The 14795-nt window shown below is 41.2% G+C and carries 11 protein-coding genes; 5 read left to right on the top strand and 6 right to left on the bottom strand.

Annotation, left to right across the window (positions count from 1 at the left end; genetic code table 11):
* Positions 1-15: 15 nt before the first annotated feature.
* From AB0756_RS07050 to AB0756_RS07035, 4 genes are all read right to left on the bottom strand, one after another.
* Positions 16-573, bottom strand: coding sequence for a hypothetical protein (locus tag AB0756_RS07050; RefSeq protein ID WP_038084875.1), 558 nt, complete (start codon positions 571-573; stop codon positions 16-18).
* Between the two features lie 556 nt (positions 574-1129).
* On the bottom strand, positions 1130-2608 hold the full coding sequence (locus AB0756_RS07045) for an amidase (protein WP_050046374.1): 1479 nt from the start codon (positions 2606-2608) through the stop codon (positions 1130-1132).
* A 188-nt stretch (positions 2609-2796) separates the two neighbouring features.
* The gene (locus tag AB0756_RS07040; RefSeq protein ID WP_272900263.1) at positions 2797-3315 is read right to left on the bottom strand and encodes an amino acid permease; all 519 of its coding nucleotides are present in this window, start codon (positions 3313-3315) and stop codon (positions 2797-2799) included.
* A gap of 433 nt (positions 3316-3748) precedes the next feature.
* Entirely contained in the window at positions 3749-5548 is a 1800-nt protein-coding gene (locus tag AB0756_RS07035) for a vanadium-dependent haloperoxidase (protein WP_038084872.1), read from the bottom strand.
* Between the two features lie 926 nt (positions 5549-6474).
* On the opposite strand from AB0756_RS07035, the gene AB0756_RS07030 reads away from it, so the two are divergent.
* Entirely contained in the window at positions 6475-8832 is a 2358-nt protein-coding gene (locus AB0756_RS07030; RefSeq protein WP_038084869.1) for a PhoX family protein, read from the top strand.
* A gap of 177 nt (positions 8833-9009) precedes the next feature.
* Here AB0756_RS07030 and AB0756_RS07025 read toward each other — a convergent pair whose 3' ends face one another.
* A complete protein-coding gene (locus tag AB0756_RS07025) occupies positions 9010-10194 on the bottom strand; it encodes an MFS transporter (RefSeq protein ID WP_038084966.1) in 1185 nt (394 codons plus the stop codon).
* Positions 10195-10500: 306 nt separating this feature from the next.
* Between AB0756_RS07025 and AB0756_RS07020 the strand changes: the two genes are divergently transcribed.
* The 4 genes from AB0756_RS07020 (at position 10501) to AB0756_RS07005 (ending at position 12936) form a co-directional block, all read left to right on the top strand.
* The gene (locus tag AB0756_RS07020) at positions 10501-10836 is read left to right on the top strand and encodes a DUF4870 domain-containing protein (protein ID WP_038084867.1); all 336 of its coding nucleotides are present in this window, start codon (positions 10501-10503) and stop codon (positions 10834-10836) included.
* Between the two features lie 360 nt (positions 10837-11196).
* Entirely contained in the window at positions 11197-11733 is a 537-nt protein-coding gene (locus AB0756_RS07015; protein ID WP_038084864.1) for a nucleotidyltransferase family protein, read from the top strand.
* A complete protein-coding gene (locus tag AB0756_RS07010) occupies positions 11709-12305 on the top strand; it encodes a DUF1349 domain-containing protein (RefSeq protein ID WP_408035637.1) in 597 nt (198 codons plus the stop codon). Before AB0756_RS07015 ends, AB0756_RS07010 begins: the two co-directional genes overlap by 25 nt.
* A 196-nt stretch (positions 12306-12501) precedes the next feature.
* The gene (locus tag AB0756_RS07005) at positions 12502-12936 is read left to right on the top strand and encodes a KTSC domain-containing protein (RefSeq protein ID WP_038084861.1); all 435 of its coding nucleotides are present in this window, start codon (positions 12502-12504) and stop codon (positions 12934-12936) included.
* 159 nt (positions 12937-13095) lie between these two features.
* Here AB0756_RS07005 and AB0756_RS07000 read toward each other — a convergent pair whose 3' ends face one another.
* Positions 13096-14406, bottom strand: a complete 1311-nt coding sequence (locus AB0756_RS07000) for a GAF domain-containing sensor histidine kinase (RefSeq protein WP_082051808.1) — start codon at positions 14404-14406, stop codon at positions 13096-13098.
* Positions 14407-14795: the final 389 nt, after the last annotated feature.

Below are 14795 nucleotides of genomic sequence, written 5' to 3'. Positions count from 1 at the left end.
AACGCATTCTCAAACTTAGCCAATGATAAAAGATGTCAACACATCAGCAATGGTAACAGCAATAACTACCAATAGGGGTGTTCTGGCTACGACTTGCCAATCTTCATCTTTACGAACGGCATTCACAACGCCAATAAGAGCAACAGCAATGTAAAGTAAGTAAAGCGCTCGTATAACATTAAACACCAAGCTCACTGCTGCGGCGGTTCCACTTCCTTGTGGAGACCCCTGAGTTAAATTGTTTTTGAAAAAATTTTCTGCTTTACCAAAAAATTGGGCGGCGGCGGGAACGCTGAAGTAGTCTATCCAAAAGAAGCTAAGAATTGCAGCGATCGCCAGAGTTTGTAAAAAAATTAGCCAATGTCTGGATATACGTGTCTGCTGCCCTATTTGCTGAATAACTGTTGTTGCTAAACCAATGAAAAGCAAGCAAAACAGTAAAACCGGGCTTTTCCAACAAATAACAGTCAAGAAAACAGCACAGGTAAGCAAAAATGGCACAGATGCTAAGAAGTGAGCGCACCAACGTTTCACTCGATAAAATGATTCTTTTTCAAAATTTTTTACAGACATGGACTAACTTTCCCAACCTTTTTATTAGTAACAACTTGTACGCTGCTGCGCCTTTTTGTTAGTCTACCCTTCAAGTCAAGGCAGATCTCTCATCCTGCCAAGTAGCATGGCATTTTTTTTGCTTGTATGTTATTATACATTATTAAAGATAAAATAAGAAAACTGGTAAACAATATAACATACTATCTGAAGAATTTTTTCAGAATGGATCGCCTTGTCTATTCTAAAGCAACTATCCAATAATTTAAGATGGAAGACAGAAGCATTGGATATAGAATCAAAAAAAACGTCATAGACTAGTCTCAGATTCTATAAAATATTATTCTTTAGTTACTTGAAAAGAGAAAGACGCAGTTATTAATAACTATATTACCTTCTCTTAACCTAAGAGGATATTTGTTAAGTCTCAATTCATACTTACTTTTGCAACTAGTAGTATCTAAGAGTTACAGACAAAATAATTATGAAATCGGTTTTGGCAATTATTATGCAGTTCAAATAGCAATACGACACAGCAATCAAGTTGAATTCTATGCTTCCTCATATAGAATTGGCATTAGTAACCAGATGGGTAAGAGAAAGCACCAATGACTCGATCTAACTCAGCCGCTATCGCTAACAATTCCATCTCACGCCACCGCTTCCCAACAATTTGGATTCCAATCGGCAAATCATTCTGAGTTTGGCCGATGGGGATGACCACAGCAGGATGTCCGCTAAGATTAAATGGCATGGTGTAAGCCCCGTTAGCGACACCATAGGGATAGAGTTTGCCATCGATGTCAACAGCACTCCAAGACGGACGATGGGTAAAGGTAGGAGTTGCTGCTACTGGGCAAAGCCAGACATCCCATGGTTCCAATGCCTCATCCATCTGGGTAGTAAAGCGATCGCGCTCGGTGAGGGCCTCAAAATATCCTTTTAGGCTGGGATTAAACAATTCTGGAAGTAAGCGGCTGAAATTCCCTAATTTCCGGAGTGATTTGTCGCCTTGGGTAGCAGTGCGGAAAATTAGCTCCAAACTGCGCCGCATATTATGGCGATCGATTGGTTGGGAGTATAGAGTGATATATGCTGCCATCCGCCCATAAAGGTTCAGTATTTCTGATATGTCAAAGTTTTTGGGAAGCCAACGTTCGATTTGGGCACCAGCTTGAGAAAGAGTTTGTGAGAGCGCAGCCATTGCGGCTCGAATTTCAGAAGCAACAGGAACTTCCGCCCATTCATCTATCCAAGCAATTTTGAGATTCTGCAAAGACTTACCAGAGGGAGTATCAAGTCCAATTGGGGGAACATCAGGGCGTCGGGGATCTGCACCTGCAATTAACGAAAAGCAGAGCCGAATATCTTCAAGCGCTCGTGCAAAACAACCTACTGTCATCATTTGTCGAATACACAACGGCATTCCAGGAACTTCAGGAATCTGCCCTGCTGTAGAAATGCGGCGATCGGTAGGCTTTAAACCATATACGCCACAGAAGTGAGCGGGCTGACGCACTGAACCTGCAATATCGTTGCCTAAATCTAACGGCGACAGCCCTGCGGCGACAGCTGCCGCACTACCCCCAGAACTACCGCCTGCAGTGTAGTCCAAATTCCAAGGATTATTCACCCGTGGGAACAGGGAATTTGTGCTCTGGTAATCGCCAGCCAGTTCCGCCATGTTTGTTTTTCCAAGGATGACTGCTCCTGCTGCTTTGAGTCTCGCAACGACGGTTGCATCTTGTTGAGGTATATAATCTTTCAGGGGAATGTAACCTGCTGTAGTGAGCAGCCCTGCTGTTTCAAAAATATCTTTAATCGTGACGGAGACACCGTGCAAAGCACCCCAGTTTTCACCTCTAGCGAGAGCTTCATCAGCAAGCTTGGCTCTAGCACGGGCATTGTCTTCATCCAGCGTGCAAATGGCATTCAACTTCGAGTTGTGTTTGGCAATCTGAGTTAGGTACGCATCAAGAACCTCGACAGCAGAAACAGTGCGATCGCGAATCATCCGCGCAAGCTGATAAGCGGGAGTAAAGACCAGTTCGCTCATGATTGGACGTGTCCTAAGACGCAGAGCCGTGTAAAACTGATTGTATCAATACTGAGTGAATTGATTAAATCTCAAAAACTTTTCACGTTCATTTTGCAATTTCCGACGCCTCTGAATAGGAAGAGAAATTTCAACTTCCTCCAAAGCCAGCTACGTTAGGATTGAAAAGCAGTTTTCATTAATCTTGGTTAAATTTTCTTGTTTAGTGCTGCTACTTCTTCAGGTGCTTGAGCAACTAATCGATTTCTGCTGTATAAAAAAAAGTAAACAGTTGCTATTAACATAACAATCACAATTCCCCAAATACCTGCTCGATAAGCAGGTACAAAGTAACAAGCAATCAAGGCAAAAATTGCCAGGATAGACCCAACAATTGCGCCATAAATCCCTAATGGGCTTTGATAAAGCTTTGATAAATTAAGATAACTCAACTTGAGCTTGATGTAGCTGAGCATGGCAAGAATATAGGAAATGAGCGCACCAAATACAGCCATATTTAAAATCACCGCGTCCACTGCATCACTAGCTACATCAACGACCATGACACATAACAATCCGACGACTGTACCTAAAATTAATGCCCGGTAAGGAGTATGGTTTTCACTAGTGACGGAAATCCATCGCGGTATATATCCTGCGCGGGACAGAGAAAAAATTATCCGCCCGTAACCATACATTACAGTGTGAAAGCTAGCTCCTAAGCCAATAGCTAATGAGCTTTAAATAACTTTTGGAAACATTTACGTATGAAACAATACCTTTCTTTTGCATAGGTATACTTTCTTGCTTATCGTATAACCTACGTATTCCCTAGTTGCTTTGATTGTCCGGAGATTTGTAATAAGCAGTAAAAATTAGAGATAGCTTGATTGCAAGAAATTTTGACCATATTCAGGTGAGAGACATCTATTTTTGAGGAAAAATGAACTGATATTCATTATTACTATCCCTATAAAGGAGATATTAACAAAAGTTTGCTGCCCTGTTTTGGTTGGTCTTGGTTCTCAATATAATTTTTTAATTCCTCAACCATACACCTTAGTATCACCGTGTCGCTAACTAGTTCTAAAAGCAAAAATACGATAAATTATCTAATTCATCGTATTTTTGGTGTATGCAAATTACTTTGTAAATACGAGATTAGACTGTCACTTTTGTACCATCAAACTTGGTAAAGGTGAAGCCATCAAATTTTTCGTTGTATCCCAGTCTTTCATCTCGAAGAATACTAATGGCAATTTCTTCTCCTACAGCCAAGCCAGCGGCACCATCCGATCGCCAATGGATACCACCCAGATTGCGACCAATGACGTAGTTAGATGCAAACTTGTTTAATTCGCCACCGACTGTCAGTGCTGGTCCATTGTAAGGAATTACTTTTGTAGGATCGTTAGGATCGGGAACGACAGGATCGGGAAGGACAAAGTTTTCGTCAAAGAAAGCTTTTAATAGTGTCACTTGGACACCAGCTATAGAAGCTGAACCAGCAGGGTAGGAAGAATGGAATGGTGCTCCTTCTGGATAAGCTTGAGGCAATAAATAGGTACCAAAGGTGCTAAAGGTCTGAGCTAACGCTTTGGAATTTAAAATCTCCGAATGAATTGGATAGTCAACTTTGTTAATTAGCTTATGATAAATCAATCCACCGTATGCTTCTGGTCTTAAACGACGGTGTACGTAGAACTTTTGCCAGTAGTTAGCTCTGATTGCTCGTGAAGGAGCTAGGTTAAGTAAGGCTTGATAATGAGCTGTTGCATGAGTAGCAGCAGAACCCTGTTGGGTTTTTGAATTAAGGTAGGGATTGCCTGGGTTTAATGGTGCTCCAATACCACTGAGAATTAAGAAAGCTCCAAAGAATAAAGCTCCACCAATGTGTGCGTACTCAGCTAAATCTCGGACAGTAAAGATGTAACGGCGTACTGGGTCGTACTGAATGGATTTACCAGAACTCCCTCCATTCTGAACAGTCAACCATTCGTTATAATCAGTAAGGAAATCGCCAGGAAGAGCAGTCCGAATTAGAGGCGAGATAAATTGCGTGTTGTAAGGAATTTGCCGCAAAAGAAACTGTGAGATATAAGGACCTTCTGAAACGCCAGGTGGAACAACGTGTTTTGTTGTTTTACCGGAAGGATCGTTTGGATCGACGTAAATGACACTACTCCGAAACAACGTTTGAGGAGTGACAGAACCATTCTGTTTTGGTCCTCTAAATTCTGAAAGTTTGTTCAAATCTTCAACTGCAGCTAAAACTTTAGCATCGTCAGTGTTATCCTGAAGCTTATTCAGAGGAACTTCACGCAGTAAAGCTTTCCAATAAATTTCAACTGCCTCAGCAGCTTGTTCTGCACTATCTACAGTCGGTGGTACTGGAATTGCTATTTGAGCAGCATTAAGACCTTCCAAACTCAGTGCAAGCGGTCCTTGAGGGTTAACTAATTTTCGAGCCCCACCCAAGATGATGTTTTCAAAATCGTCAGGATTCTTGGTTGTGAGTGCTTTAATTAAAGAATTATAAGCATCTAGTTTAACTTCTCCACGCTCATCATGTGGTAAGCCTCTAGTGTCTGTGGCAATTTTGTTAGGATAACGTTCTTCATCTCCATTAGTGGGATGCGGCGGAGTGCCAAAATCAAGTTCAAGTTTTGCTGCTTGCAGACGAACTTGATAGGCTTTTTGACTAAAACCTTCATAGTCAAAGCTATACTGTCCCAGTGTAGTTTGTGCCAAAACGATATTTCCTCTTTTCTTAAAGGAAATAGGTGAAGTTATAATTCCTGTCGCAATCCCAGTTGCTGTAGCTGTTAACAAACCAGCACGACCAAGAAATGAACGTCTATTCAAACGACCCATGGATGAGGGTTTGCGATTTTCAGTCGTTACACCTTGTTTTTGTATTTTGTCGGAAGAAACTCGTTCAAAATTGTGTTCGGATGCCATCTCGATTGTCTCCACACCTTAAGAAGTAAACTATACTTTGTTGAAGACTGTGTATACACATCATTACAGTCTCCGTCAAAGCTGAATTAAACGAAACTACAGTCTGCTCTCAACTACCGTGTAACAGTGCCAATGCTTGTAGATTTTTGCCAGTAGGGCTTTAGCCCACCCTACGCTTAATAATAATCTTCTAGCAGGGAGGGAATCGCGCGTTTAACAAAAAATCGGTCGATTTACCGTATTTTACAGTTATTATAATTTTGCACAAACAAACGTGAAAAGCAATCTATTTTATAAATGCTTGTTAAGCATTAACTGTTGAGAATCCTGTTCCTTATTTTCCAAAACTGCCATACCATCTAAGCAGTATAATGTCAAGTTACTTTCTGTTTTCCAGGGTTTTGACACCAACTTGTAACTGGTACATGAAGGGAGAAGGCGCAAAAGCTTTTAATGTAAGCTTTTTGTTTGTTACTAGTAGTTGGCTTATTTACGCCCCGGTGTACTCGTTAACAAATAAATTCTTGAGATTTGAGAGGTATCAACTATTAAGCAAGAACAAGAATCAAAAATAAAACTTTTGGTTCTCAAATCCAGTCACAAAGTTATAGAGATAGATCCACCACATCACCATAAATTATTTTTTGTCAAGAAAAAACCCTAAAAAAATCAGTTATTAATTATAAGATCATCTCTTCTTAACCTAAAAAGCATACATTCATTTTTGGGTATATAGTACACAGGTTCAGTTTTACAGTCTCGTGAAAGCTGAATTTTGTATAACAGCAATTAGCTTTTAATTTGCTGGGAAACAACCAGAGTTTCCGGAAGTTTTGCTTTGGAAAATTTCGGATCGTTTTTGGCTGCTTGCCTTATAAGACAAATTTTATAAGGGTGAAAACTTAATTCAAGAGGAAACTTCTATCATGTCCAAGTTGGGTCGGAGACAAATACTGCTGTTCTTTGCAGGTACTGCGGGTGCTGTAGCCATCGATCAAATTTTAGGTGGTGCTGCTCATGTTGGACAAGCCAGGGGTCCGCGCTCTCTGAGTTTTACCCCTGTACGCTTGCCGCATCCTCTCGAAATTTATCAAGACAAAAACAGTTTCTTGCCAGAGTCTATCGGTCAAGGAAAAGTTCTGGATAGCTCCAATCTCAATCTAGCCAGTTACAAAGTTATTGATGATGTCGTTGTACCTCCAGAGTACGAGCGTTATGTGATTGTCAGTTGGGGCGATCGCGTTTTCCCTAACAAAGAAGAATATTTCGGCTATAACTGCGACTACACTGGTTTTATTCCTATTGATGGCAGTAATGATGAAGGCTATTTATGGGTGAATCACGAGTACGTAAGCTATCCCATTTCCTTCTTAGCACCAGAGACACCTACAAATTTAACAGGATACCCAACAGTCTTTGAAAATGTCATCGGATTTTCGCTACCTTCGGAAAGAGGCATTGCCTTAGACGGAGAATTTTTATACAACCTCGGTGGTTCTATCGTTCGTATTCGCCGAGAAAACTCCAAGGGTCGTTTTGTAGTTGTTAAAGGAGACGCCAAAAACCGACGCCTTCACGGTTTGTCTGGGTTGGGAATTAACAGCGAACGTCGCGATGGATATGAAAAAATAACTTCTTGGGGTAGCTTGAGCTATCAACAAGGTGATGAGAATTACTTGCTCGGTACTGGACCTGCAGCACGTGAAGTCTTTTCTCTCAGTTCGGATGGATTGGGTAATAGAATTATTGGTACGGCATATAACTGTTCTGGCGGAACAACTCCTTGGGGTACAATCCTCTCTGGTGAAGAAAACTTTCAAGGAGGTACAGATTTTTTTGTCGGTGTAACAGAATCAGTCAAACCTGATGGCACACAAACAGGCTATACTAAAGGAACTGTTGGTGAAACTTTTGGTCTAGTTGGAGAAAAATACGGTTGGATTGTAGAGGTCGATCCCGCAGATCCCCACTTCCGTCCGCGCAAACATACTTGGTTGGGTCGTTTCCGCCACGAAAATGTTGGTTATCGTGCTGAAGCTGGCAACAAGTTAATTGCATATTTAGGCGATGACAGACGTGGCGGACACACTTGGAAGTTTGTCAGTGAAGGGACTATTGATTCAGTGACTGATAAGAGCAATAGCCAATTGTGGGAAGCAGGAACACTCTATGTTGCCCGTTTTAACCCAGATGGTACCGGTCAATGGATTGCTATAAACTCAGACACGCCAACGAATCCTATTAGACCATCAGTTATTTCTTCTGTAGAATTTGACGCTTTAGGAGCCGCTCAAAGAGACGGTCTGTTAAAATTACCCAGACGCAAAGGCATTGCTGAACAAACAGAAGATGGTGGTGCTTTTAACTGCGATCGCAAAAACGAAGCAACTGCTTTACCCGACTACCAAAATAAAAAGCTTTCTGACTTCTACACCAGCCAAGGTGCAATTCTTAGCGATGCTTTCTTAGCTGCTAACTTAGCTGGAGGAACCCCCACAGCCCGTCCTGAAGATTTAGAAGTGCATCCTTACACCAAAGAAGTATTTATTGCTTACACAGATGGTGCGCCAGGAAGCGACGGTTATCCAGATTCGAGAATTTTTCAAGTTGCTAAGTTAAGCCCAGCTGTCAATGCCACCCAGCAATCTGGCGGGCTTTACAAAATTATCGAAGACAGTGAAGACGGTACAGGTACCAGTTTCCGTTGGGAGAGATTTAAACAAGGTGGGGAAGATGGTTCTGAGTTGGGCGCTGGTTTTGCCAACGTAGACAACTTGCTCATCGATCCTAAAGGAAACGTTTGGGGTGTAACAGATATGTCTACTGACACCCACAACGGTTTTAGTCTTGGTGCTAATCCAACTCCAAACACAATTAACCACACAGCAACTGGTAACGTTTCTACCTTTACTGGTGTATTTGGTAACAACTGGTTGTTTGTCATTCCCACCAAAGGTCCTGATGCGGGAAAAGTTATCCCCTTTGCTTACGGTCCAGTCCGTTGCGAGATGACAGGACCAACTCTCGTAGGCGATACATTGGTGATTTCCGTACAGCATCCCGGTGAAAACGTGCCGATTAACGATGGGACTCAACTTAGCCGTACTATCGAATTACTGGATTTAGATGGTAAGCTATTTAACCAAACACGTACACTCCCTCGTGGTAGTAGTTGGCCAAGCAATATTCCTACCGAATATGGTGGTGAAGGTAATGCAACAGGCGTACCCCGCCCATCTGTCATTGGTATTCACCGTAAGGATTCTAAAGGCAGATTTTTCTAAAGGATTTTCATTTGAAAATCCTTAATTTGAGGTGAGTTTAATAAAGTCAAACAAAACCTTACCCCTCTCGAACAAGGAGAGGGGTTTCAAAAGCACGCTTGTAACGTTGTTTTTTCTACAGCAGCGGGAGTATGTGAGGTCTGTCGAACTCACGTTAAACTAGCATTTTGATATTGATTAAAGAGCCAAAAGCCCAATAAACAAAGCTACAGGTGCTGCCAGCAATAGCCACATAGTCCATAACAAACCATACTCTTGGGCAATTAAGCCAAGTACAAGTGGTATTAAACCACCTACTAAACCAAACAAATTATGCAGCGTCATGACTGTACCACTCTGTCCGGGCATTGCTGTATATAACTGCCCTTGAAGAATTGAGTACCAACCGGAATTGAAAAAACCGAGAACGCCAAGAATGATTAATTTGACATTGATATTAGGTACAACTAAAAAAATAGGGTAAAGACACAAAACAATGACGGCACTGAACTTTAAATAATCTAATCCCCGTACTCTTTCTAGTAAAGGAATCAGCAAAAAATCACCAAGCAAGCCAACTCCCAACCACACTGATACAGCAAAAGTTGCCCTTGTATTGGAAGAACCGACTATATCCACAAAGTACAGTGCCAAAAAGCTACCCAAAACATCCAGCATTAAATCTGAAAATTCTAGCAATGTTAACCAACGCAGCACTTGTGGTCGTTTTAACGTCTCGATCGCATTGTGTATTCCATCAGTGAAACTGTACCTTGGTTCGCTAATTGGCGAAAGTGTTGCTTGAGTTGCAATCGGAAATTTCCACAACATTCCTAATGTCAGGACAGTCAGCACGCTCAATGCTAGAAACACACTTCGCCAACTTTGATGTAATGCAATAGCACCGCTTAAAGCTAATGGTCCGATGACATTTCCCACGGACCCAGCCAAGGTCCAACGTGCCATATTTTGCTCGTGGCGTTTTGGTTCAATATCCATCAAAGTCGCTTCAGAAAGACTGACAAAGGAACCAGATGCTGGATAAAACAGGACAAACGCGACTAATAATAACGGAAAGTTATGGCTAAAGGAAATGAGCAGCAACGCGATCGCAAAAGCAATACCTCCGCCTAAAATCAACGGTCGTCGCTGACCGATATCCCCCAATATTCCCAGAATCGGCTCTATCAGACTACTGATAGTATTGGGTATAGTTAGCAGCATACCAACCTGCACGTAGGAAAGATGCAGGTCATTGCGAATCGAGGGCCAAGCCGCACCCCTGACTCCATCTACAAGCTCGTCTAAGAATTCGATCGCCAGGAAGATAACGGTTAATAAAATTACAGTTCTGGTAGTTTTGTTTCCATCTTTGAACGACATCAAGTGATTCTCCCATCCTCTCAATTTGACAACCAACGCAAAATTACGAACAGGTTGGCTGTTGGAGGGGGAACCCACGAACAAAACTTTTGCCTTGCGTGTAAAGCTACAAGCTTGTTAAATTTTTTTTCTTACCAAGGAGGAAAAATCATAAAATCTAAGGTCAAAAAAGGGCTTCCAAGTTTCTGTAGCATATTGTAGTATATATAAGAAGTGGTAGCAATAGGTAATCCCGTTTACTCAAGTAAGCGCTAAGATTGAAGAATCCTTGCAATCAGCCATCTTTAATCCTGGCTCTCCAAATATATGGATCGACTGACTCAGCGCAAACTTTTTTCAGCCCTTTGTCACGGAGCAATATTTTTTAGCTCAACCATTGTCTCTGTAGGTATTCCTATAGGAATTTTGTTAACGACTGACGATACAGTTGTGAAAGACAATGCTAAAGAATCGCTTAATTTTCACATAAATCTCTACATTTATGCATTTATCTTTTTACTATTAACTATTTTTATAATTGGGATTCCATTACTGGTGATATTAGGGATCGTTAGCATTATCATGCCAGTGATTGCGATCGTTAGAGTCCTTGATAATCCGGATTTACCCTATCGTTACCCATTCATTTTTCGCTTGTTTTAATAAAATATTATCGTTTTCAAATTCTTGTACAAACTCTCATAAAGCGTTCGCTCTAAATTTTTAGAAGAGAAATATCAAATTAAAATAATATTAACTTTCCGTTTGTGGGGAATTAATGTCCGAGTGATAGGTTGAATTCTGCAAAACAACAAATGACTTAATGGGATTTGCCAGTCCCAAGCGTCGAGGGAGGAACATGGCTACTTTGTCATAGCGCAACACCGAACCTTCTTGGCATGGTCGATCAAACGCCGTATTTGCCATTAACACTCAGCCTGAGTGGTCAATGCTTGAACGCTGAAGGCTTACTAGATACAGGGATAAATTAATATTTATATAAAATTTGATGATTGCGAATTTATGAAGAGTACCGATCGCCTTCAAGCACTCTTAGCGAATTCACCTGTTGGGACCGTATTACCTGCGATCGCGCAAATTAACCTTCCTAACTGGTGGCTGGCTGGTGGTGCTGTGCGGAATACTGTTTGGAGACAGCTTTTTGGTGAAGACTGTCGGTTGGTTATTAAAGATTTTGATGTTGCCTTTTTTGATGCGAAGGGCGATCGCTCTCAAGAACTAGCTGCTAAAGCAATCCTGACGGAACAATTTCCCAATTACCTATTTGATATTAAAAACCAAGCTAGTTTTGCTCGCTGGCGTCCCGGTGACAAAACATATGACAGTACAGAAGATGGGATTAAAAATTGGTTGCACACTGCTACTGCAGTAGGAGTTCGCGTCAATACAGATGGGGAGTGGCAATTTTTCACACCTTATGGTTTGGATGACTTGTTTAATGGTACTATCCAACCAACAACAGCACACATTGACAATCCAGATGCAGAACGTAAAGCATCTGAGTTTTTGCAAAAATGTCCTTGCTTGCAAAAGGCATAAAAATCCACGAATTTCACATTTACCAAATAGATTCTATGGAATGGTACAACGAACCGCTCTCTTGGAAAGATGAAAATGGTACTGTTAGTGTTACCTCTGGAGCCAAAACAGATTTTTGGCGGGTAACCCATTATGGTTTTATTCGTGATAGCGGAAATTTTTATTATCAAGAGGTTACGGGAGATTTTTGTATTAGTGTAAAAATCACAGGACTTTACCAAGTTTTGTATGACCAAGCAGGAATTATGGTCAGGTTAAACGAAAAAACTTGGATTAAGACTGGTATTGAATTTGTAAATGGCGTCCAGCAAGTCAGTGCAGTTGTCACGAGAGATTATTCTGACTGGTCCGTTGTACCATTATTGCAAAATCCTCCTTCTTTATGGTTGCGTTTGTACAGAAGAAGGGGCACAGTTGAGGTGCAATACTCATTTGACGGTCAAAATTACACTATGCTCCGGTTGGCGTATTTGACTGAGGTAGAAACACTGCAAGTCGGTCTGATGTGCGCTTCACCGGAAAGGGAGGGATTTCAAGTCACATTTGAGGATTTTACGATAGAAACTCTATGACACTTGTGCTATTTTGAAATCTTCACTAGTGTTAGAAGTTACTCGTATCGTCAATAATTTCTCCAGATAAAGCTTGACCTCTGACTCTTTTTGTGGTACTCTTGTACTATAAAAATTGTTTGACAAAGCGAAAAATTACTGCGCTTTTAACTAAAAAAATAGCATCCTTCTTATATCAGCAGGAGAGAAACTAGGAATGAAACTGTCTAAGATAGATTTGAGCAACCTGGTGGCGATCGCTCACTCAGATGAGTACTTGCAATTGTTGATCGATCGAGGCGACGAGTTTGAATGCGTAGCCATTCCTGCACCGATACAAGCTTATGAAGGACTGCAGCAACTGAATGCGATCGTTGCTGACTCTCCTGCACTTCCTCCATCACCGGAATCAATAGAGATGTTAACTGTAAGTTCATCAATGGCTAGCGCCGTAGGATACGACCCACACGAACAGGTTTTGCAGGTCGAATTTTATAATGGAGCAGTCTATCAATATTCTGGAGTAGAGCCTGAGACTTGGGAAGATTTACACGAGGCTGATTCCATTGGCAGATTTTTCAACGAAAACATCCGGGGTAGATATTCATCCGAGCGTATAGATGATATATATTACACGGATGATTGTTGTTAAGTATAAACAAAATACAAAATTTTCGGATTTTCGGCGCTCCTTGAGTCGCTAACTGCTAATTGCTCTTCAGGCAACGCTATTAGCAATTAGCGATTTTCTTAGCATTCGATAACTCCACCAGTCCGAGTGCAACACCCACTTGATGGCAATTATCAATTGCTACCCTTTGCCTGAGGTTCCACAACCTCCAGTAATAACCATGGGTAATTGAACGCATACTGTAGTTCCTATTAATGCGTCAGATTGAATGGATAATTCTCCACCATGAGCATTGACGATACGTTTAGTAATAGCAAGTCCCAACCCAGTACCGCTAGGTTTCGTAGAAAAAAACGGCTGTGTTAGTTTTGAGAGCACATCTGGCGGAATAGGTTCACCATTATTGCATACATTAATGCAGAGGTTACCTCGATCCGAACTGTCTACTTGCCATTTAATCACATCTCCTGCTGAGACTGCTTCACAGGCATTGCGAACAATATTAATAAACACTTGTTTTAGCTTATCTCTGTCCCCCAAAATTTTGATTGTAGCTAACGCCGGAATAAATTCTATTTGCCGTGATAGAGCTTCTGGCATTTCACGAATTGACACAAGCAACTCGCGAACGAATTCATTCACATCTAATTCTTGAAGTTGAAGCACTTGAGGCTTGGCATAGAGCAAAATTTCACTGAGCAGATTTTCCAGACGACTCGCTTCGCCAAGCGCTAGCGATAATCGCTCTCGATCTGGTTCAGCCAAAATAGTTTTCTTAAAATACTTCAATCCCATAATCATTGTTGTTAGGGGATTGCGAATTTCATGCACGATTGTCGCCGCAAATTCACCAATTGCCACCAAGCGTTCCTGTTCTACAAGCTTGGCTTGTGCTGCTTGTAGTTGAGCAGTGCGTTTTTCTACTTCAACTTCCAACAGTTGATTAAATTGACACTGTTTTTGGTAAAGATGATAGTGGTCGATCGCAGTTGCTGCACGTTCTGCAAACAGTTCCACAACTTGGATTTCTTCTTGTGTGAATTCCCGTGGTTGTTGGTGAAAAGAGCAAACCGTACCGAATACTTGACCTTCAGTCGTTTGTAATGGTATTCCCAAGTAAGCTCTGTAACCTGATGCAGGTCTGCCGTACTCTGGATTTGCCACTGCATCCTTAACAGCTAACGAGCGACCATTTTGAATAACAGTGGCAATCAATCGACCGTGTAATGTATAGATACGAGGTGCATCTTCAGCCATTTCCAGGCTACTAGCTAGGATGGTTTCAAATCCCTCTTTGCAAAAAGTAACAACCGTCCAATCTACTCCAATGAGTTCGCTAACTCCGCAGGCAATATTATGCAAATAGCTGCCTAGTTCACCAGTGCGGTAGTTCAATGAGGACAGCCTTGCTATGATTTGCCGCTCGCGCTGCCAAGGTTGTTGCAACAACATATCTTCATCATCAGCTTTACTCGTGGATGCTTGTTGCATGGTTTAGTAAATTTGTGTTAAATAAAAAATTGTGAATTTTCCAGGTATTAACTCTGGATATTTCTATAAATTGAATGATATTCTACTATATCAATTCTAAGATCTTGCAATATCAATACGATCTTTTATATAAAGAAATGTAAATTGATTAAATAGTAAATCATTGATGACAAGTTAAGGCTGTAAGACAGTCATCAAGGGAATTTGTAGAAAAAGTATGAAAGAAAAACTCCTTGGAGCCTCGCTGTTTTTCCGGAAATGGTGTGACAATTAACTGAAGGCTTGATTTTCGTTATCGTTTAACAATACCTTGCATATTGATTTTCATCGAGATGCGAAATACGTAACTGAGTTTGTTACTTGCCTTTTTTGAGAAGCAATATGATAAA

It is taken from the genome of Tolypothrix campylonemoides VB511288_2 (genome assembly GCF_045999855.1).
Classification (GTDB): Bacteria; Cyanobacteriota; Cyanobacteriia; order Cyanobacteriales; family Nostocaceae; genus Scytonema; species Scytonema bouteillei_A.
This window is presented reverse-complemented; position numbering and strand designations above follow the sequence as displayed.